At 71.8% G+C, this 20,009-nt stretch carries 21 protein-coding genes; 15 read left to right on the top strand and 6 right to left on the bottom strand.

The window, feature by feature from the left end:
- Positions 1 to 459: 459 nt before the first annotated feature.
- Positions 460 to 1,074, top strand: a complete 615-nt coding sequence (locus C6Y14_RS37800) for a TetR/AcrR family transcriptional regulator (RefSeq protein ID WP_189773682.1) — start codon at positions 460 to 462, stop codon at positions 1,072 to 1,074.
- A 77-nt stretch (positions 1,075 to 1,151) separates the two neighbouring features.
- On the opposite strand, the gene C6Y14_RS37795 is transcribed toward C6Y14_RS37800, so the two are convergent.
- The 4 genes from C6Y14_RS37795 to C6Y14_RS37780 form a co-directional block, all read right to left on the bottom strand.
- Positions 1,152 to 1,475, bottom strand: coding sequence for a DMT family transporter (locus tag C6Y14_RS37795; RefSeq protein WP_107021413.1), 324 nt, complete (start codon positions 1,473 to 1,475; stop codon positions 1,152 to 1,154).
- 116 nt (positions 1,476 to 1,591) lie between these two features.
- A complete protein-coding gene (gene rsgA / locus C6Y14_RS37790; protein WP_107021412.1) occupies positions 1,592 to 2,602 on the bottom strand; it encodes a ribosome small subunit-dependent GTPase A in 1,011 nt (336 codons plus the stop codon).
- A gap of 16 nt (positions 2,603 to 2,618) precedes the next feature.
- A complete protein-coding gene (aroA, locus tag C6Y14_RS37785; RefSeq protein WP_107021411.1) occupies positions 2,619 to 3,935 on the bottom strand; it encodes a 3-phosphoshikimate 1-carboxyvinyltransferase in 1,317 nt (438 codons plus the stop codon).
- Positions 3,936 to 4,075: 140 nt separating this feature from the next.
- The gene (locus C6Y14_RS37780; protein ID WP_107021410.1) at positions 4,076 to 4,798 is read right to left on the bottom strand and encodes a M50 family metallopeptidase; all 723 of its coding nucleotides are present in this window, start codon (positions 4,796 to 4,798) and stop codon (positions 4,076 to 4,078) included.
- A gap of 252 nt (positions 4,799 to 5,050) precedes the next feature.
- Here C6Y14_RS37780 and C6Y14_RS37775 point away from each other — a divergent pair, with 252 nt between their 5' ends.
- The 4 genes from C6Y14_RS37775 (at position 5,051) to rsrA (ending at position 7,863) form a co-directional block, all read left to right on the top strand.
- Positions 5,051 to 5,866: an SOS response-associated peptidase gene (locus tag C6Y14_RS37775; protein WP_107021439.1), complete on the top strand. Its 816-nt coding sequence runs from the start codon at positions 5,051 to 5,053 to the stop codon at positions 5,864 to 5,866.
- A 10-nt stretch (positions 5,867 to 5,876) separates the two neighbouring features.
- Entirely contained in the window at positions 5,877 to 6,590 is a 714-nt protein-coding gene (locus C6Y14_RS37770) for an alpha/beta hydrolase family protein (RefSeq protein WP_107021440.1), read from the top strand.
- 278 nt (positions 6,591 to 6,868) lie between these two features.
- Positions 6,869 to 7,549, top strand: coding sequence for an RNA polymerase sigma factor SigR (gene sigR, locus C6Y14_RS37765; RefSeq protein ID WP_055507026.1), 681 nt, complete (start codon positions 6,869 to 6,871; stop codon positions 7,547 to 7,549).
- Positions 7,546 to 7,863 (top strand): mycothiol system anti-sigma-R factor, encoded by a 318-nt coding sequence (gene rsrA, locus C6Y14_RS37760; protein WP_107021408.1) that lies wholly within the window; start codon positions 7,546 to 7,548, stop codon positions 7,861 to 7,863. Before sigR ends, rsrA begins: the two co-directional genes overlap by 4 nt.
- A gap of 117 nt (positions 7,864 to 7,980) precedes the next feature.
- Here rsrA and C6Y14_RS37755 read toward each other — a convergent pair whose 3' ends face one another.
- Positions 7,981 to 8,346 carry a hypothetical protein gene (locus C6Y14_RS37755; RefSeq protein ID WP_107021407.1) on the bottom strand — a complete coding sequence of 122 codons (366 nt, stop codon included), beginning with the start codon at positions 8,344 to 8,346 and terminating at the stop codon, positions 7,981 to 7,983.
- A 163-nt stretch (positions 8,347 to 8,509) separates the two neighbouring features.
- On the opposite strand from C6Y14_RS37755, the gene C6Y14_RS37750 reads away from it, so the two are divergent.
- The 10 genes from C6Y14_RS37750 to C6Y14_RS37710 all read left to right on the top strand — a co-directional run bounded on the left by C6Y14_RS37750 (position 8,510) and on the right by C6Y14_RS37710 (position 18,910).
- Complete coding sequence (locus C6Y14_RS37750; RefSeq protein ID WP_225891471.1) at positions 8,510 to 8,875, top strand: hypothetical protein; 366 nt, start codon at positions 8,510 to 8,512, stop codon at positions 8,873 to 8,875.
- On the top strand, positions 8,872 to 9,945 hold the full coding sequence (locus C6Y14_RS37745) for a DUF4388 domain-containing protein (RefSeq protein ID WP_225891470.1): 1,074 nt from the start codon (positions 8,872 to 8,874) through the stop codon (positions 9,943 to 9,945). The genes C6Y14_RS37750 and C6Y14_RS37745 overlap by 4 nt, the downstream gene beginning before the upstream one ends.
- Before the next feature lie 557 nt (positions 9,946 to 10,502).
- The gene (locus tag C6Y14_RS44345) at positions 10,503 to 10,733 is read left to right on the top strand and encodes a hypothetical protein (RefSeq protein ID WP_159074388.1); all 231 of its coding nucleotides are present in this window, start codon (positions 10,503 to 10,505) and stop codon (positions 10,731 to 10,733) included.
- Between the two features lie 49 nt (positions 10,734 to 10,782).
- Positions 10,783 to 11,172 (top strand): roadblock/LC7 domain-containing protein, encoded by a 390-nt coding sequence (locus C6Y14_RS37740; protein ID WP_107021406.1) that lies wholly within the window; start codon positions 10,783 to 10,785, stop codon positions 11,170 to 11,172.
- A 278-nt stretch (positions 11,173 to 11,450) separates the two neighbouring features.
- Positions 11,451 to 12,890, top strand: a complete 1,440-nt coding sequence (locus C6Y14_RS37735; protein WP_107021405.1) for an HD-GYP domain-containing protein — start codon at positions 11,451 to 11,453, stop codon at positions 12,888 to 12,890.
- A complete protein-coding gene (locus C6Y14_RS37730; protein WP_225891469.1) occupies positions 12,887 to 14,209 on the top strand; it encodes an HD-GYP domain-containing protein in 1,323 nt (440 codons plus the stop codon). Before C6Y14_RS37735 ends, C6Y14_RS37730 begins: the two co-directional genes overlap by 4 nt.
- Before the next feature lie 117 nt (positions 14,210 to 14,326).
- Positions 14,327 to 15,334 (top strand): tetratricopeptide repeat protein, encoded by a 1,008-nt coding sequence (locus tag C6Y14_RS37725; protein WP_107021404.1) that lies wholly within the window; start codon positions 14,327 to 14,329, stop codon positions 15,332 to 15,334.
- Between the two features lie 189 nt (positions 15,335 to 15,523).
- The gene (gene def, locus C6Y14_RS37720; RefSeq protein WP_107021403.1) at positions 15,524 to 16,174 is read left to right on the top strand and encodes a peptide deformylase; all 651 of its coding nucleotides are present in this window, start codon (positions 15,524 to 15,526) and stop codon (positions 16,172 to 16,174) included.
- A 283-nt stretch (positions 16,175 to 16,457) separates the two neighbouring features.
- Positions 16,458 to 17,543 (top strand): epi-isozizaene synthase, encoded by a 1,086-nt coding sequence (cyc1, locus tag C6Y14_RS37715; RefSeq protein WP_107021402.1) that lies wholly within the window; start codon positions 16,458 to 16,460, stop codon positions 17,541 to 17,543.
- The gene (locus C6Y14_RS37710) at positions 17,540 to 18,910 is read left to right on the top strand and encodes a bifunctional albaflavenone monooxygenase/terpene synthase (protein ID WP_107021401.1); all 1,371 of its coding nucleotides are present in this window, start codon (positions 17,540 to 17,542) and stop codon (positions 18,908 to 18,910) included. The genes cyc1 and C6Y14_RS37710 overlap by 4 nt, the downstream gene beginning before the upstream one ends.
- 57 nt (positions 18,911 to 18,967) lie before the next feature.
- Here C6Y14_RS37710 and C6Y14_RS37705 read toward each other — a convergent pair whose 3' ends face one another.
- Positions 18,968 to 19,933, bottom strand: a complete 966-nt coding sequence (locus tag C6Y14_RS37705; RefSeq protein ID WP_107021436.1) for a helix-turn-helix domain-containing protein — start codon at positions 19,931 to 19,933, stop codon at positions 18,968 to 18,970.
- Positions 19,934 to 20,009: the final 76 nt, after the last annotated feature.

The following is a 20,009-nucleotide window of genomic DNA, read 5'->3' as shown; positions in this document are numbered from 1 at the left end:
GGGGCGGTTGTCGGGTGCGGGTCGGTTGTGGCTGGCCGCGCAGTTCCCCGCGCCCCTGAAAAGCTGCGCAGTTCCCCGCGCCCCCTGAAAGCCAAAAGACTGCGCCGTTCCCCGCGCCCCTAAAGACGAAAGACTGCGCCGTTCCCCGCGCCCCTGAGGGGGTGGGGCCTCGGGTTGTTCCTCGGGTGCGGGGGCGTTGTGGTTGGCCGCGCCGTTCCTCGCGCCCCTGAGGGCGGAAGGCTGGGGCGCAGCCCTGCCTTTTAGGGGCGCGGGGAACGGCGCGACCGGCCACAGCGGGCCCGCACCCGGCGGGCGGGCCGGCCCGGCCCCAAGACCGCGCCCGAGGGCGCACACCCCCGCTTTCGCCGGGGGTGTGCGCCCCGTAGGGCGTGCGAAGTCTTGACAGTGCCCCCGTGCCCGTCAACTCTGATGCGCAGAGCCGATCGCCCCAGGGAGGCGATGATGCCTGCAGCGCGGGAATCCCTACTGGACGCCGCCTACACGGCACTCGGACGCCGTCCGTGGTCCGCCGTGCGGATGGTCGATGTCGCCGCCGTCGCCGGGGTGTCCCGGCAGACCCTCTACAACGAGTTCGGGAGCAAGGAAGGCCTCGCCCGCGCGCTCGTGAGGCGGGAGGCGGACGCCTATCTCGCCGGGGTGGAGCGGGCCCTGGTGAGCCGCCCCGAGCCCCGGGAACGGCTGGCCGCCGCGGCGGAGTGGACTGCCTCCGCGGCCCGGGGGAACGTGCTGGTGCGCGCGATGCTCACCGGATGCTGGGGGGAGCGGCTGCCCTCACCCACCCTGTCCGCCGTGCCGTCGTCCTCGGCCGTGCCCGCCCAGCGCAGGGCCGACGGGCCGCTGCCCTCGCCCGGCGACTTCGTGGCGCTGGTACGGGACCGGGCCGTCGCCTCGCTCGCCGCGCACGGCGGGTCGAAGACGGAGGCGGCGGAGCTGGCCCGGGCCTGTGAACTCGCCGTGCGGCTGGGGGTGTCGTGCGTGCTCGCCCCGGCGGGCGAGGGGGGCACGGCGGGGCTGGTCCGCAACGCGCTCGCCACCGTGCGCTCCGTGGTCTGAGGTGCCCTCGCACCCGGAACCCGGAGTACTCGGAACCCGGACCACTCGGAACCCGGGCCCGCCGGAAGGGGCCAGGCTCAGTGGGACGAGCCCGACAGCTGCAGGCCGATGACTCCTATGATCACGAGCGAGATCGAGACGATCTTCAGCGTGGACACCAGGTCGTCGAGGAAGATCATGCCGTAGATGGCGGTACCGGCCGCGCCGATGCCCGTCCACACCGCGTAGGCGGGGCCCACGTCGAGCTTCTTCAGGGACAGGGTGAGGAGGCCGAAACTGCCCAGTGCGAAGACGCAGAAGGCGATCGTCGGCCAGAGTCTCGTGAAGCCGTGGGAGAGCTTGAGGCAGACCGCGAAGCCCGTCTCCAGGAAACCCGCCACGACCACCAGCAGCCACGCCATGTGATGCCCTCCCACGCTTCGTGACCGCTTCGTCGCACCTGGATCCAGCTTGGTGCGATTATGCCTTTACCGTCGCGCCAAGGACGCAAACAACACAGAGGTCACGCACACGGGGATCAGTCGCCCTCGCGGCGCTCCCGGGTCGAGAGCAGCCGGCGCAGCGAGTAGAGGCGGGCCGGGTCCGCGTGCCCCTCGGCGACCCACGCGTCCAGCGCGCAGTCCGGCTCGTCGTGGCTGCACGCGCGCGGGCAGCCCTCCGTGCCGGGCTCCAGGTCGGGGAACGCCTTGATGACCTGCGAGGGGTCCACGTGGTGCAGCCCGAAGGACCGCACGCCCGGCGTGTCGACGAGCCAGCCCTCGTCGCCGGGCAGCGGGACCGCGCGCGCCGAGGTCGTGGTGTGCCTGCCGCGTCCCGTGACCGCGTTGACGACGCCCGTGGTGCGCCGCCGTTCCGTCGACACGAGCGCGTTGACCAGTGTCGTCTTGCCCACCCCCGAGTGCCCGACGAACGCCGTGATCTTGCCGTCCAGCTGCTTGCGTACGCGGTCGACGGCCTCGCCGCTCTCCAGTTCCTCCCGGCTCGTGACGACGTACGGGACGCCCAGTGCCCCGTACAGCTCCAGGAGTTCGTCGGGGGGCGCCAGGTCCGACTTGGTGAGGACGAGGAGCGGGTCGAGGCCGCCCGCGTACGCCGCGACCAGGCAGCGGTCGATCAGCCGGGGGCGCGGCTCCGGGTCGGCGAGGGCCGTGACGATGGCCAGCTGGTCGGCGTTGGCGACGACCACGCGCTCGTACGGATCGTCGTCGTCGGCGGTGCGGCGCAGGACCGAGGTCCGCGGCTCGATGCGGACGATCCGGGCGAGGGTGTCCTTCTTGCCGGTCAGGTCGCCGACGATGGCCACCCGGTCGCCGACGACGGCCGCCTTGCGGCCCAGTTCGCGTGCCTTCATGGCGAAGACCACGCGGTCGTCCACGAGGCAGGTCAGCCGGCCGCGGTCGACGGTGAGGACCATGCCCTCGGCCGCGTCCTCGTGCTTGGGCCGGATGTTCGTCCGGGGGCGGTTGCCCTTGCGGTTCGGACGCGAGGGGATGTCGTCCTCGTCGGTGTGCTTGCCGTAGCGGCGCATGATCCCGGTCCGCCCGTCAGTTCCCGAGCATTCCGGTCCACAGCGCGGGAAAGTCCGGCAGGGTCTTCGCCGTCGTCGCCACGTTCTCGATCTGTACGCCCTCCACGGCGAGGCCGATGATCGCGCCCGCGGTCGCCATGCGGTGGTCGTCGTACGTGTGGAAGACGCCGCCGTGCAGCGGGCGCGGGCGGATGTGGAGGCCGTCGGCGGTCTCGGTGACGTCGCCGCCGAGTTCGTTGATCTCCTTGGTGAGCGCGGCCAGCCGGTCCGTCTCGTGCAGCCGCAGGTGGGCCACGCCGGTGAGGGTCGAGGGGGAGTCGGCCAGCGCGGCGACCGCCGCGATGCCCGGGGTCAGTTCGCCGACCTCGCCCAGGTCCACGTCGATGCCGTGGATCGAGCCGGAGCCGGTGAACTCAAGGCCCCGTTCGGTCAGTTCGCAGGAACCGCCCATCTCGGTGAAGATCTCGCGCAGCCTGTCACCCGGCTGGGTGGTGCGGGCGGGCCAGTCGGGGATGACGACCGTGCCGCCGGTGACCAGCGCGGCGGCCAGGAACGGCTGGGCGTTCGACAGGTCCGGCTCGACCGTCAGATCGCGGCCCAGCAGCGCGCCCGGGGTGACCCGCCAGACGTTCGGCTCGCCGCCCGACTCGGGGGTGTCCACCTGGGCGCCGATCGAGCGCAGCATGTCGACGGTCATCCGGATGTGCGGCATGGACGGCAGCGTCGAGCCCGTGTGCCGTACCTCCACGCCCTGGTTGAAACGCGGTCCTGACAGCAGCAGCGCCGACACGAACTGCGAGGACGAGGACGCGTCGATCTCCACGGGGCCGCCCTCCAGCGCCCCGCCGCCCTGCACGGTCAGCGGCAGCGCGCCCCGGCTGTCGTCGTCGATACGGGCCCCGAGGGCGCGCAGCCCGTCGATCACGCCGTGCAGCGGTCGCTCGTACGAACGGGGGTCGCCGTCGAAGCGGACGGGGCCGTCGGCGAGTGCGGCGACCGGCGGCAGGAAGCGCATCACGGTGCCGGCGTTGCCCACGTCGACCGTGGTCGGGCCCTGCAGACCCGAGGGGATGACTCGCCATGCCTCGCCGGAGCCGTCGGGGCCCACGCCCTCCTCGATCCCGACGCCCATCGCCCGCAGGGCGCCGGCCATCAGGAGAGTGTCGCGGGAACGCAGCGGGCGGCGGAGCCAGCCGGGCTCGGCCGCGAGTGCCGCGAGGACGAGCGCGCGGTTGGTGACCGACTTGGACCCGGGCACGTGGACCGTCGCGTCGACGGCTCCGCTCGCGTGCGGGGCGGGCCAGAGGGCGGTGAGTGCGGGGTTAACGGGCATGCCCTCACTTTAGTGGGGGTTGGCTGCCCTGGGTTTGGCAGGGAAAGGGGGTTGTACGTTGACGGCGGGCGCGTTGTAGCTGGTCGCGCAGTTCCCCGCGCCCCTGAGAGGGGCTGCGCCCCGTCCAGGGATTGCGCGCCTCACAGATTCAGGAGCCAGTTCGCGCCTGCCAGCAGTGAGCAGAGGGAGACCGCGTGGAAGAGGAACAGCCACAGGCCCGCCGGTATGTGCGTCAGGCGTGACAGCTGGTCCGCGTCCGAGTCGCCCGCTCCGCCGCGTGAGCGCTTGGCCTGGAGTTCGAAGGCCGGGCGGACCCCGCCGAGCAGCAGGAACCAGACGACGGCGTACGCGAACGCCGCCTGGACCTGGGGACCGGCCAGCCAGGACACCGCCACGAACGTGCCGCCGGTGACGAGGACCGTGAGGGCGCCGTACGCGTTGCGGATCATCACCAGCATCACCACGAGCAGCAGGGTGGCCAGCCAGAGCAGGGCGGTGATGTGACCGGCCGCCAGCAGCGCGGCGCCGCCCAGGCCGAGCAGCGGGGGAGCCGTGTAGCCCGAGGCCGCGGTGAGGATCATGCCGAGGCCCGTCGGCTTGCCCCGGCTGACGGTGAGACCGCTGGTGTCGGAGTGCAGCCGGATGCCGCTGAGGCTGCGGCCCGTGAGCAGCGCGACCAGACCGTGGCCGCCCTCGTGGGCGATGGTGATGGCGTTGCGGGAGAGCCGCCACACCGGGTGCGGCACGATCACGGCCAGCGCGGCCACCATCGTGGCGACGACGACCCAGGTGTCGGGGTCGGGCTGGCTCCCGAAGACCTCGTCCCAGACGGTCGCCAGCGAGGTGGCTGCGGTGCTGTCCATGGGTGGCTCGGGCTCCCTCGGGGCGCTGTCGGCAGGGGTTTGCGCGTGGGCGACGCAGTCTGACATGTATGAGCGGACGGTATGTGAGACGCGGGAGAAGCGGGGATCGTTCCTGACGGCCAAGACGCAGGTCACAGCGGTCGAGTCCCGGAATGGTCCGGGACGCCTGCTCTACCCTTGTCTGCTGTGCGCAGGACGATGACTGCGACGGTGCAGGTACACGAATGCGTCAGGTCGGAGGGGTGGTTCCAGATGTGCGGACGGTACGCGGCCAGCCGGGGGCCCGAAGATCTCGCGGGGGTCTTCGAGATCGAGAAGTGGGAGCAGGAGGACGCTCCGGACCCCGATTTCAACGTCGCTCCGACCAAAGAGGTCTACGTGGTCCTGGACCGCCCCCTCAAGGGCGCCGACGACCCCGCGCCGGTCCGCCAGTTGCGCCGCCTCAAGTGGGGCCTGATCCCCTCCTGGTCGAAGACGCCCGAGGGCGGGGCCCGGATGATCAACGCGCGTGCCGAGACCGTCCACGAGAAGCCCTCGTTCCGGCGCGCCTTCACCTCCCGCCGCTGCGTCATACCGGCCGACGGCTACTACGAGTGGGTCACCGGCACCGGCGAGCGCGACCTGGAGGTGGAGGGCAAGAAGAAGCGGCCCCGCAAGCAGCCGTACTTCGTGCTCCCCGCCGACGGCTCCGTCTTCGCGATGGCCGGGCTGTACGAGTTCTGGCGGGACAAGACCCTGCCCGACGACCATCCCCGCGCCTGGTGGGCGACCTGCTCCGTCATCACCACGGAGGCGGAGACCTCCCCGCTCGCGGTCGGTCCCGAGGAGGGTCCGCGTTCGCTCGCCGACATCCACCCGCGGATGCCGCTGATGCTCACCCCGGACCGCTGGGACGCCTGGCTCGACCCCTCCCGCACGGACGTCGAGGACCTGCGCTCCCTGCTCGCGCCGCCGCCGGAGGGACTGATGCGGGCGTATCCCGTCTCCACGGCGGTGAGCAACGTCCGCAACAACGGCCCGGAGCTGCTGAAGGAGCTGGAGGGGCCCGAGGAGGGCACACTCTTCTGACGTGACACATGTGACGGAGACGGTCGAGACGGTCGAGACGGACGCGGGCACGGCCCGGATCACCTGGCACCACGCCGGGAAGGCCGGGAAGGCCAGGAAGGCCGAGCGGGCCGAGCGGGCCGGGAAGGCCGGCGAAGCCGGGACGGCGGCGCGGCTGGTGCTGGCCGTCAGCCATGGCGCCGGTGGCGGGATCGAGGCGCGCGACCTCCGCGCGCTCGCCGCCGTACTGCCCGCCCACGGCGTGACCGTGGCCCTCGTCGAACAGCCCTGGCGGGTCGCGGGCAAGAAGCTCGCGCCCGCGCCGAAGACGCTAAACGTGGGCTGGCGGGGCCTGTGGCCGGCGCTCGCCGCGCCGGGGCTCCCCGTCGTCGCGGGCGGCCGCAGCGCCGGAGCCCGTGTCGCCTGCCGCACGGCCACCGAGCTGGGTGCCCACGCCGTGCTCGCCCTCAGCTTCCCCCTGCACCCGCCGGGCCGGCCGGAGAAGTCCCGCGCGGACGAACTGCTCGGCGCCGGGGTGCCCACGCTCGTCGTCCAGGGCGGCAACGACCCGTTCGGACGCCCCGAGGAGTTCCCGCAACAGATCCCGCCGGGCTCGTACGAACTCGTCGAGGTGCCGTACGGCGATCATGGCTTCGCGGTCCCGAAGCGCGCCCCGGTCGACCAGGAGCAGGCGCTGACGGTCATCACGGACGGCGTTCTGAAGTGGGTTTCGTCACTCCCGTAGCCCCGGGAATGTTGCGCCCCGGACCACTGTTGTGCGGATCAGACAGCACGGAAGGTGTGCTGGGAGACGTCGTACGAGAGGGAGTCCGCCGCATGGGTTCGACCATCTGCCCGAGCCGTGGCAGCCGCACAGACCTGGAGTGGTCGGTGCTGCACGCGGCGAAGACCGCCCCTGTTCGGGTGCCGGGCGGACCGGATCGGCAAGCCGCCGCGACCGCCGGTCGTCTATTCTCCGATTCAGGTGGGACCGGTTTCGGCCCCGCCCAGACTCTGGAGGAGGTGGGTCCGGTCACAGGGACCGACGCAGGGACCGAAAACGGCCAGGCGGAGCAGCCCGAGGACACGGGCAGCAGCGAGTCCACCGCCGAGCGCAATGTGCGCTTCGAGCGGGACGCGCTGGAGTTCCTCGACCAGATGTACTCGGCCGCGCTGCGCATGACGCGGAACCCGGCCGACGCCGAGGACCTGGTGCAGGAGACGTACGCGAAGGCGTACGCGTCCTTCCACCAGTTCCGTGAGGGCACCAACCTCAAGGCGTGGCTGTACAGGATCCTCACCAACACCTTCATCAACTCGTACCGCAAGAAGCAGCGCGAGCCCCAGCGGTCCGCCGCCGAGGAGATCGAGGACTGGCAGCTGGCGCGTGCCGAGTCGCACATGTCGACCGGTCTGCGTTCCGCCGAGTCGCAGGCGCTCGACCACCTGCCCGACTCGGACGTGAAGTCGGCGCTGCAGGCGATCCCCGAGGAGTTCCGCATCGCCGTCTATCTCGCGGACGTCGAGGGCTTTGCGTACAAGGAGATCGCGGACATCATGGGGACACCCATCGGTACGGTGATGTCCCGCCTGCACAGGGGCCGCCGTCAGTTGCGCGGCATGCTGGAGGACTACGCCAAGGACCGCGGCCTGGTCCCGGCGGGCGCCGGAGAGTCGGACGGAACGAAAGGCTCGGGCTCATGAGCTGCGGAGAGCCGCACGAGACGGACTGCAGTGAAGTACTCGATCATCTCTACGAGTTTCTCGACCACGAGATGCCCGATGCCGACTGCACCAAGTTCGAGGTGCACTTCGAGGAGTGCTCACCGTGCCTTGAGAAGTACGGACTTGAGCAGGCCGTGAAGAAGCTCGTCAAGCGGTGCTGCGGTCAGGACGACGTGCCGACCGATCTGCGGGCGAAGGTCATGGGCCGTATCGAGCTGATCCGCTCCGGGGAGACGGTGCCCGAGCACGAGGTGACGACCGCGGACGCCCGCGGCGCCGCCGCCGAGGGCTGAGCGACTTCCGAGCCCCCTGTAGACACACCCGACGCCGGACCGGTTCAGCCGGTCCGGCTTCTGGGCTTCACGGGTGAGACGGGCGTCGCGGCTGTGACGGGCGTGGCGGGCCCGGCGTCAGACCTCCAGTGCCGTCTCGATCCGCTTCAGGCTGTGCCGGGCCAGCGCCAGGTTGCTGCGGCCGCGGTCGAGGGCGAGATACAGGAAGAGCGTGCCGCCGCTGGCGGTGAGCGGGCGTATCAGGTGGTACTGCTTGCCCAGCGTGATCAGGATGTCCTCGATGGTGTCGTCCATGGCCAGCGAGGACAGCGTCCGCAGCTTCGAGCGCATCACCTCGGTGTTGCCCGCCGACGCGAGTTCCAGGTCGAGCGTCGGTCCGCCGCCGAGCGTGCCGAGCGCCATGCCGCTCTCGTAGTCCACGAGGGAGACGCCGATGGCACCCTCCACGGACATGGCTTCCTTGAGCGCGGTCTCGATGTTCATGCTGCTGCCCCAATTCCTCGGTGACGCTGTCCGGTCGTTGCCTGTACAACTACGATCGAACACAAGCGACTAGTGCGCCACAAAATACAAAATATGACGTCTGTTGCGTAAGTTGAAGCTCAAAGTAGTGTGCGACGTCAAGACGTGAAGGGGGAACGGGGTAATGACGACGGCCGTTGATGCCTCCCTGGTCCGGCTTCTCGACTCCCCCGGGGTCACCGGCGTCGCCCTGGTCGACGCGGTCACCGGCCTCACCTACGGGGTGGCCGGGAACGCGGAAGAGGCGGGGGACGGCGCCGAGTGCGCCGAACTCGCGGCCCTCATCGCCGAACGACTGGGGCGGGCGGGCGCCGAGGGGGAGTTGGAGAGTGTGATCATGACCAGCACGCGGCGCCATCAGGTGCTGCTCGCCGTCGCGCGACCGGTCGGCGACCCGCTGCTGCTGACCGCGGGGATGGACCGGGAACGGGCCAACCTGGCGCTCGCCACGCGGAGTCTGGCCGACCGGGCCGCCGAGGTGCTCGCATGACGACAGCCGAGGCGCGCAATCTGCCCGCGCTGTTGCAGGGATTGCACGAAGAGGGTCACAGCGGGACCGTACGGGTCTCCGGTTCACCAGGCGGAACGATTCACCTCAGGGGCGGGCTGATCGTCGCGGTCGAGACGCCGGGTGCGCCGGCCGCCACCTCGGTGCTGCTCACACCGGGCCGTATCGACGACGAGACCTGGCTGGCCGCCTGTGCGGCGGAGCCCGACACGGACCGGTTGGGCGGGTACCTGGTGTCCGCCGGGCTGATCGGCGCCGCCGAACTGGAGGTCGTGTGCACCGCGTCGGTGTTCGACGCGGCCTTCGCCATGGCGATCGGGCCGCCCGGCGGCTGGACGCTGGACGATCCGGAACCCGTCCTGCACGCCGGGGCCGGTGTGGAGCCGCGGCGGCTGACCGAGGAGACCACCCGGCGCATCGTGCGGCTCTCCGGGGCGTGGGGGGCGCCGGGCGAACTCGCCCGGATACGGCCCGCGGCGGTACCGGACGCCGGCCTGCGCCGTGGCCTCCCGGACCGGCACCGGTCCGTACTGAGCACGGTCAACGGCCGCCGCACCGCACGGGACATGGCCTTCACGCTCGGGCGCGGGCTGTACGCGATCATGCTGGACCTGACCCGTCTTGAGGCGCAGGACCTGATCCGCTGGGAGACGGGCGGCCCGGCCGAGGGCCGGCCCAGCACCGCACCGCGTGTGCTGCCCGGACGCGGCGCCCCGGACGCGCCGGCGTCGAGCGCCCCGCAGGCCGAGCCGGCCACGAAGGCCGCGCCGCTGCCGAGGCGTACGCGGGGTGGCGGCTCGTGGCCGGGGGGATCCCGGACGCGCGAGAACCAGTCCCGCGAAGGCCAGTCACCTGCGGCCCAGGTCGGTGCGGGCCAGATCGGTGCGGGCCGGCCGCACGACGCCCTCGTACGGGACGGGCAGGGGCGCGAGGACCACATGCGTGCGGCCCAGGTGCCGGACGGGCAGGCGCGGGAAGGCCCGCCGGGGGAGGCGTCCGCCGAGGAAAGCGACGCTCTGCCCGCGGGGACGACCGGGGGGCACGGGGGCTAGTGAGTTTCAGCAGACGTCGGGCGGCGAAGCGTCTTCGACGGGGGACGGGCGCGGAAGCCCGGCGCACCGCGCACCGCTGGACCCGGGGCCCGGACATCGCGCCGGGCCCGGACGGCACGGGGGCACGCGACACCACGACGGCACGGGACGACGTAACCGGGCCGGACACCCGACCTGCGCCGGACGGCGTACCGGGGGCGGGCGCCGCGCCGGTGCCGGTCGGCGGATCGGGGTCGGACGCGGACGCGGACCTGGGACCGGACACCCGACCGGGATCGGAGGGCGCGTCAGGGCCGGGCGCCTCGCCCGCACGGGACGGCGTGCCGGGACCGGACGGCGGTTCAGGGCCGGACGCTTCGTCGGTGCCGGACGGTGTGCCGGGATCGGACGCCGCGCCGGTGCCGGTCGGCGGATCGGGGTCGGACGCAGGCCCGGGACCGGACACCCGACCGGGAGCGGACGCCGGGCCGGGATCGGGCGGTGCGTCAGGGGCGGGCGTTGCGCCGGTGCCGGATGCCCGGCCGGGAGCCGGCGGCGGGGTTCCGGACGGGGTGGCGGTGGCTCGGCCGGAGGACGCCCGTGGAGCGGGCCCGGGGGCGGGCAGCCCGTCGTCGGCGGACGGGGACAGGCCGCCGCCGTTGCCGGTGCGGGGGGCCGCCTCGGCGGGCTCGGCGCCGCCGTTCGCGCTGCCCCCGCTGTCGCCCGAGCAACTGGCCGCCGATCAGCCCTCTCTCGACATGCTCCGCCGGGTCCGCCGGGGCCTGGGCGCACTTCCGGAAGCCGACTGACACCGCTCCGACCGCACCACGACCAGACATGCACGCAGCTAGGAGCGCCATGAGCGACACATCGCAGCCCAATCCCCTCACCGAGATCCTGACCTCTCTGCGCGACCGGGTGATGGGGGTCTCCGAAAGTGTCCTGTCCACGGCGGACGGACTCCTCGTGGTCGCCGACACGGACTCGTCCCACGCCGAGTCCGTCGCCGCGCTCGCCGCCGCGACCCTGGGTGTGGCCCGCCGGATGGCCGACCAGACGGGCGTCGGCGCCCTGCGCGAGGTCGTGGCGCGGTGCGGCTCGGGACACGTCATCGTGATGGCCGTGGGCGACCGGGCCCTGCTGACCGTGATGGGCGACGACGGCCTCGACCTCGCCGCGCTCCAGCGGGAGTCGCCCGCCACGGTGGAGCAGTTGACCCAGGCGCTCGCGGCCGACGTGGCGCGCTGAACCGCCCGCCCGGAGAGCGATCCGGGCGCCTGCGGACCCGGGCGTCCACGGACCCGGGCGCCGACGGACTCGTACAGATGTCCGGTCGTGGCCGGGTGTGAGCCCTCGTACGAACGCGCGGCTCACTCGAACGGGCGAATCTGCTCCTGTCGGCCCGTGAATCGGCCCATGCCTCCCCCGCGCCCCACCCGACCGCCCTATCGTCCATGTCCCGTAGGCCTGTACGCGGCCTGGCCTGTGCGAGGTGGTTCGAGCGGGAGCGGGAGGGGGGCTGCGCCATGCGGTCGGTCCCGCCCTGGGCACGTGTCTACGTCGTCTGCACCGCGCTCGCCGCGGCCTTCTGCGCCGTGCCGGTTCCGGACACCCGCGCCCCCTGGCCGGCGGTGGCGCTGTTCGCGGTGCTCTGCGCGGCCTGCGAACTGCTCGCCGCGAGCCGCTTCGCGGGCGACGGCGGCCCCGAGGGCGCGGGCGCGTCCGGCGAGCCCGGGGCCTCCCTCAGATGGCACACGCCGGTCATGCTCGCCGCCGCCTTCCTGCTGCCACCGCCCGCCGCCGCGCTCGTACCGCTGCCGGGGGCGCTGCTGGCCCGGGTCGAGCAGCGGCCGCGCCGGCTGCGGCGGGTGTGGCGGGCCGCGCAGCTCGCGCTCAGCACCTGGGCGGCGTCGAAGGTCCACTGGTCGCTGGGCGGCCGGGACGCCGTCGTCACGTCCGACTTCCCCTACGCCCTGGTGGCCGCCGGCGCGGCGGTGGTGGCGTTCTGCCTGGTACTGACCGTGCTCGACGGCGGGATCCTGGCGCTCGCCGAGCGGGTGCCGGTACGGGCCGCCTGGCGCGGACTCTTCCTGCGCTCGCTCGCGCCCGTCGCCGTGCACGGGCTGGCCGGGCTGATGATGGCGGTGCTCTGGCGCAGCCCGTACGGGCCGGCCGCCGCGCTGCTCGTGCTGCTGCCGATGTACGTGTCGTGGTGGGTGTTCGCCCAGTACCACCGGGAGCGGGCCGCCCACCGGGCCACCATCCGGGCGCTGGTGCAGGCCGTCGACATCAAGGACGGCTACACCCGCGGGCACAGCGAACGGGTGGGGCAGGCGTCGATGATGATCGCCCGTGAACTGGGCATGGACGACGAACGGGCCGAGGTCCTCAGGTTCGCCGGCATCCTGCACGACGTCGGCAAACTCGGGGTCCCCACCCGGCTGCTGCGCAAGGACGGGCCGCTGACGCCCGAGGAACGCCGGGTGATCGAACTGCATCCCGAGTACGGGCACGAGATGGTCCGCGGGATCGGGTTCCTCGGCGAGGCCAGGTCGGCGATCCTGCACCACCACGAACGGCTCGACGGGAGCGGCTACCCGTACGGGCTGAAGGGGGGCCAGATCCCCGAGTTCGCCCGGGTGGTGGCGGTGGCGGACGCGTTCGACGCGATGACGTCGACCCGCTCCTACCGGCGGGCGCGGCCGGTCCCGGTGGCTCTGGAGGAACTGGAGCGGTGCGCCGGGGCCCAGTTCGACCCGCGGATGGTGGAGGCCTTCGTACGGGCGCTCGTGAGGCAGGGATGGCATCCCGCGGTGACGGCGGACGAGACGCCGCCGCACGCCGAGCCCCACCACCCACCGGCTCCGCGCGTGCCCACCGACCCGGACTCCGGTCGCAGGACCGACCGGGCGGCCGGCCCGGACCCCCGCCGCGGAACCGTCGGCGGGAGCGGGTCCGGCCCATGAGCACGCTCAGCAGGGAACCGCTCCCGCCCGCCGCGGGCCCCACCGGACCGCTCCCGCCGGCCGGCGCGGACCCTCCGCGCGTCCCGCTCGCCCTCACGGCCGTGCGGGCCGTCGCCGCGCTCGTCGCCGTGGCCGCTCTCGCCGTCACCCTCTGGGGCGGGATCGACGAGCGGGGGGCCGCACTCGCCTTCGCCGTGCTCATCGGGGTGGGGGAGCTGGCCCGGTGGAGCGGTGCCGAGGAACGTGAGTCGGCGCCGCTGGCCGCCGCCGGGGCCCTCGCCTACGCGCTGCTCGGCGAGAACGCCGGCCACCCCACCCACGACGGGGTCCCGCAGATCGTCGCCGTGGTCACGGCCGCCTCCCTGCTGGGCTGCGTGCCGCACGTGGCGAAGGGCCGCGGGCCCACCGCCGACCATCTCACCCGGCGCGTCCTGACCGTCGCCTTCGCCGCGGTGTGCTTCCAGCCCCTCTACAACGAGGGCAGGCTGACGGAGTGGGCCGGGACCGGACCCGCGTACGCGGCGCTCGTCGTCGCGCTGCTCCTGCTCACCGCGCTGTGGGACGCCGTGCTGGCCGCGGCCATGGCGCACGCACGGACCCGCTGGCCCTTCGGACCGCTGCTGCGGGACGAACTGCGCGGCACCCTCGGCATCGGGTCGGCGGTCTGCGCGACCGGGGCCGTGATGGCGCTCGCGGTCGCCGTCGCCGGCCTGTGGGCGCTGCCCGTCCTATGTCTGCCGCTGCTGCTCACCCAGCTGTCCTTCCGGCGGTACGCGGCCGTGCGGACCACCTACCGCCAGACCATCGCCTCCCTCGCCCGCGCCACCGAGATAGCCGGCTACACCCCGGCGGGGCACGCCCGGCGCGTGGCGGCGCTCAGCCGGGCCGTCGGCCGTGAGCTGGGCCTCTCGGGGCCCGAGCTGACGATCCTGGAGTACGCGGCCCTGATGCACGACATCGGCCAGCTCTCGCTCGTCGACCCCGTACCCGGCGGTGCCACGGCCGCCCTGGCCCCCGCCGAACAGCGGCGCATCGCGCTGCTCGGCGGTGCGGTGGTGCGCCAGACGGGGGTGGCCGCCGAGGTCGCCGTCGTGGTGGAGCGGCAGGCGGACCCGTACCGCGAACAACCGGTCAGCGCGTCGATCGTGCGGGCCGTGAACGCGTACGAGGAGACAGCCGGGGAAGCAGGCCCCGGTGGGCCGTTCAGGGCGCTGGAGGAGCTGCGGCTGGGCACCGCGCGCGACTACCGGCCCGAGGTCGTCGAGTCGCTGGCCAGGGTGCTGGCGAGAGACGGTCTTACCTTGCCTCTGGTTGGGTAACCCATGGGTAATGAGCGCCCCTCCGCGCGTCCGTGGTTGGATGCGAGGAAGAGGACATCAGGGGGCACAGTCCAGCCCGAGGCTGCACGCTCTTCAACGAACTGGCAGGCGGGAATCGTGAGGATCTTCGGCAAGGGACGGCACCGGCCCTCCGCCTCATGGCGGCAGGCCACCGACCGTGCGTTCACCCTCATCGGCGACGGCCGGTACGAGGACGCGGGGGCGCTGCTGACACGTGCGGCGGACCTGGAACCCTGGCTTTCCGAGTCCTGGTTCAACCTCGCGCTGCTGCACAAGTTCCGGCACGACTGGGAGCAGGCGCGCGCGGCCGGTCTGCGGGCCGTGGCCCTGCTCGACCGGGAGGCCGGGGCCCCCGATTGGTGGAACGTCGGCATCGCGGCGACCGCCCTGCAGGACTGGCCGCTGGCCCGACGGGCCTGGCAGGCGTACGGCCTGCGGGTGCCCGGTGGTGCCTCGCGGCCGAGGCCCGGCGCGGGCGCCGGCGCCTCCGGTGAGCCGGTCGGCATGGACCTCGGCAGCGCGGCCGTGCGGCTGTCGCCCGAGGGCGAGGCCGAGGTCGTGTGGGGGCGGCGGCTCGACCCCGCCCGTATCGAGGTTCTCTCCATCCCGCTGCCGTCCTCCGGGCGGCGCTGGGGCGAGGTCGTCCTGCACGACGGCGTTCCCCACGGGGAGCGGACGACCGCGGCGGGGCACGCGTATCCCGTCTTCGACGAGATCGAGCTGTGGGCGCCCTCACCGGTGCCCACCTGGGTCGTGCTCCTGGAGGCGGAGACCGAGGACGACCGGGACGCCCTTGAGCGGCTCGCGGCCGACGCGGGGTTCGCGGCGGAGGACTGGTCGTCGTCCGTGCGGCTGCTGTGCCGGATGTGTTCCGAGTCGCGGATGCCGTCCGACGAGGGGGACGGGGAGCATCTCGATCCGCACGATCACAGTGAGCCGGGGCATCCCGGGCCGCTCGGGCACCGGACCGACGGGCAGTTGTGGGTGCCCGAGCGGGAATGTGGCCTCGCGGCTCCTGCTTCGCTTGTCCGGGGGCTGCTGGACGGGTGGGTCGCCGACAGTCCCGATTCGCGGGACTGGCGTGACCTCGAAGAGGTCTGTTAGTCCCTTAGTCCCTTAGTCCCTGGGCGCGGATGCGGGGCCTGCGGCCTGCGGGGCCCGCGGGGGTCGTCCTTCGGGTGCGGGTCCGGCTGTGGCCGGTCGCGCAGTTCCCCGCGCCCCTGAGGGGCGGGGCGCCCCCGTACCCTGTATCCGCATCGCAACCCTGTTTTCCGAGGAAGGCTTACGTCGGTCATGGCGCAGCAGGACACTGAGCAGCAGCACTCCGGAGTGCTCCCCGTGGACGACGAGGGCTTCGTCATCGACACCGGGAACCCGGAGGAGCGCGAGGCGGCCTACCGCGGGCGCGGGACCTCCCGGCCCATCACGGTCGTCGGGAACCCGGTGCTTCACAAGGAGTGCAGGGACGTCACGGATTTCGGGGACGACCTCGCCCGGCTGGTGGACGACATGTTCGCCAGCCAGCACACCGCCGAGGGCGTGGGCCTGGCCGCGAACCAGGTCGGTGTCGACCTCAAGGTCTTCGTCTACGACTGCCCGGACGACGAGGGCAAGCGGCACACGGGCGTGATCTGCAACCCCGTGCTCGTCGAGCTGCCCGCCGAGCGGCGCCAGCTGGACGAGAGCAACGAGGGCTGCCTGTCGGTGCCGACCGCGTACGCGCCGCTGGCCCGTCCCGACTACGCCGAGGTCACCGGGCGGGACGAGAAGGGCAACCCGATCAAGGTGCGGGGAACGGGGTACTTCGCGCGCTGCCTGCAGCACGAGACGGACCACCTGTACGGGTACCTCTACATCGACCGGCTCTCCAAGCGCGAGCGCAAGGACGCGCTGCGGCAGATGGCCGAGAACGAACCGCGCTACCCCGTCGTCGCGAACGACTGAGAACCGGGGCGCGAGCGTCCCACAGCGGCGCCTGGTCGGATTCCCCTCCGACCAGGCGCCGTTCGTCTGTGCGTAGCACGTTCGATCCCTTGTGCGCCTGTAATGATCCATATTCAGTCACACATAGGGAGATTCTCGGCATCGTGGGGTAGTGAGCGAAGCAAATCCGTTCCCAGAACGGTCAGTTGTGGTGCTGAATGGGAAGTGCGGGGATACGCAACGGCGCACGCCCGGCACAGCGGGAGGGGCGTGTCGTCAACAGGCGGCTGAGAGGGGATTTTTCGTGCCTGCTTTCTCACAGAGCACCTCAACGACGTACACCTCGGCCCTCGTTCCACCGGCGCTCTCTCTTCCGGTGATCGAGGCCGAGTTTCCCCGTCAACTCCATCCGTATTGGCCCAGGCTGCAGGAGAACACCAGGGTCTGGCTCCTGGAAATGCGCCTCATGTCGGCGGCGAAGGTGGAGGCATATGCCGATGGGCTTTGCTACACGGACCTCATGGCGGGCTTCTACATTGGCGCGCCCGACGAGGTCCTCCAGGCGATAGCGGACTACAGCGCGTGGTTCTTCGTCTGGGACGACCGTCACGACCGTGATGTCATCCACGGCCGGCCGGTGGCCTGGCAGCTGCTCAGGACGCGGCTGCACGCGGCTCTCGACTCCCCCAAGGAGCATCTGTACCACCAGGACCCCCTGGTGGCGGGGTTCGCGGACAGCGTGGTCCGGCTGTACTCGTTCCTGGGTGAGGGGTGGAACGCGCGGTTCGCCGAGCATTTCCACACCGTCATCGAGGCGTACGACCAGGAATTCCGCAACCGCGTGTCGGGCATTGTCCCGACCGTCGAGGAATACCTCGAACTGCGCCGGAACACTTTCGCGCACTGGATCTGGCTCGACCTGCTCGAACCGAGTGCGGAGTACGAACTGCCCATCGCCGTGCGGGAGAACCCCGCGTATCGGAGGGCTGCTCTGCTGTGCCAGGATTTCGCCGCCTGGTACAACGATCTGTGTTCTCTGCCCAAAGAAATCGCGGGCGACGAGGTGCACAATCTCGGCATCAGTCTCATTCATCACGAGGGAATGCGACTTGAGGAATCGGTCAAGGAAGTCAGGCGGCGGGTCGAGGAATGCGTCACTGAATTCCTCGACGCCGAGAAGGAGGTATTGAGGTACGCGGAAAGGATAGACAACGGGTCCGCTCGCGGCGCCGAACTAGCGGCTGCCGTACGGGCGTGCCTGTTCAACATGCGGAATTGGTTCAGCTCCGTGTACTGGTTCCACCACGAGTCGGGACGGTACATGGTCGACAGCTGGGACGACCGCACCACACCCCCGTACGTCAACAACGAAGCGGCAGGTGAGAAATGACCGTCGAGTCGGTACGGTCCGCTGCACACCAAGCGGCAGAACTGTCCACCCCGCCCCTCGCCGGAGGCGGCGTCCCCGGCCTCGGACACGGCCTGAAACTGGTCCGCGACCCGCTGGGCTTCCTCGCCCGGCTGCGCGAACAGGGCGATGTCGTCCGGCTGAAGCTGGGCCCCAAGACGGTGTACGCCGTCACCACGCCGGCCCTCACCGGGGAGCTGGCGCTGAGCCCCGACTTCAAGATCGACGGCCCCCTGTGGGAGTCCCTGGAAGGCCTGCTCGGCAAGGAGGGAGTGGCGACCGCCAACGGCTCGCGGCACCGGCGTCAGCGCCGGACGATCCAGCCCGCCTTCCGGCTGGACGCCATCCCCGGCTACGGGCCGATCATGGAGGAGGAGGCGCACGCCCTCGCGGAGCGCTGGCGGCCCGGCGAGACGATCGACTGCACCGCGGAGTCGTTCCGCGTCGCCGTCCGCATCGCGGCCCGCTGCCTGTTGCGCGGCGACTTCATGGACGAGCGTGCCGAGCGGCTGAGCATCGCCCTCGCCACCGTCTTCCGCGGCATGTACCGCCGTATGGTCGTTCCCGCGGGAGTGCTCTACCGGCTTCCGCTTCCGGCCAATCGTAAATTCGACCGGGCATTGGCCGATTTACACCTCCTGGTCGACGAGATCGTGGCCGAGCGCCGAGCATCTGGTCAAAAGCCGGACGATTTGCTGACAGCATTGCTGGAAGCGAAGGACGAGAATGGCGAGCCCATCGGGGAACAGGAGATCCACGACCAGGTGGTCGCGATACTCACCCCCGGAAGCGAAACGGTCGCTTCCACGATCATGTGGCTTCTGCAGGTCCTCGCAGAACACCCGGAACACGCGGACCGCGTACGCGAAGAGGTCGAATCGGTCACTGACGGCCGTCCTGTCGCATTCGCGGACGTGCGGAAGCTGTCCCACACGAACAATGTCGTCGTCGAGGCCATGCGGTTGCGTCCCGCCGTATGGATATTGACGCGCCGGGCCGTGACCGAAACCGCCCTCGGCGGGTATCGCATTCCGGCCGGGGCCGACATCGTCTACAGCCCGTACGCGATACAGCGCGACGCGCGTTCGTACGGCGGGCATCTGGAGTTCGACCCCGATCGCTGGCTTCCGGAACGTGCCAAGGACGTGCCGAAGTACGCGATGAGCCCGTTCAGTGTGGGCAACCGGAAGTGCCCGAGCGACCACTTCTCGATGGCCCAGCTCGGGCTCGTCACGGCGGCGGTGGCCTCACGCTGGCGCCTTGAACAGGTGTCCGAGTCGAACGACACCACCCGCGTCGGCATCACCCTGCGACCGCACCGGCTGCTGCTGAGGGCCGTGCCGAGGTGAGTGCGGCTCGTGCCGAGGTGAGCGCCGTCGTACCGCGCTGACCACTCCCGCGCACGTTCAGGCGGCCTGCGGGCCCCTGAACGTGCGCCGGTACGCGTTCGGTGTCGTCCCCAGCGCGCGGACGAACTGATGGCGCAGCGCGGCCGCGGTCCCGAACCCCGTACGGTCCGCGATGAAGTCCATCGTCTCGTCCGTGGCCTCCAGCAACTCCTGCGCCAGCAGCACCCTCTGGCGCAGCAGCCAGCGGTACGGGGTGGTGCCCGTCTCCTGCTGGAAGCGCCTGGCGAAGGTGCGCGGCGACATGAGCGCGCGGGCGGCGAGCTGTTCGACGGTCACCTCTTCGCCGAGATGGGCCTCCATCCAGACGAGCACCGCACCGACGGTGTCGCACTGCGAGCGCGGCAGCGGCCGCTCGATGTACTGGGCCTGGCCGCCGTCGCGGTGCGGCGGCACCACCATGCGGCGCGCGATGCTGTTGGCGACCTCCGGGCCCTGCTCCTTGCGGACGATGTGCAGACAGGCGTCGATGCCGGAGGCGGTGCCCGCCGAGGTGATCACCGGGTCCTCGTCCACGTACAGCACGTCCGGTTCGACCTTCGCCAGGGGATGGCGGGCGGCCAGTGTGTCGGCGTGCCGCCAGTGGACCGCGCAGCGCCGGCCGTCGAGCAGTCCGGCCGCGCCGAGCACGAAGACGCCGGAGCAGACGCTGAGCACCTTGGTGCCGCGGTCGGCGGCCCGGACCAGGGCGTCGAGCAGCGCGGGCGGGTAGGTGCGCCCGATGTAGTGGCTCCCGGCGGGCACGACGATGAGGTCGGCCTCCTCCAGCCGGTCGAGCCCGTACGGGGTGGAGAGGGTGAGCCCCGGGACATGGGTGGCGAGGTTGGGCCCCTCGGCGGTGGCGACCGCGAAGTCGTACACCGGAAGTCCCTCGTCGCTGCGGTCGAGGCCGAACACCTCGCACACGACGCCGAGTTCGAAGGGATGCGCACCGTTCAGCAGGACGGCGGCCACGTTGGTCAGCATGCTGCCAGTGTGCACCCGATCTGGCAGGAAATCGAGGGTGTGCGGCAGTCCTGCCACTCACGGTAAGGAGTATTCG

Source organism: Streptomyces dioscori, from assembly GCF_003024195.1.
Classification (GTDB): domain Bacteria; phylum Actinomycetota; class Actinomycetes; order Streptomycetales; family Streptomycetaceae; genus Streptomyces; species Streptomyces dioscori.
This window is presented reverse-complemented; position numbering and strand designations above follow the sequence as displayed.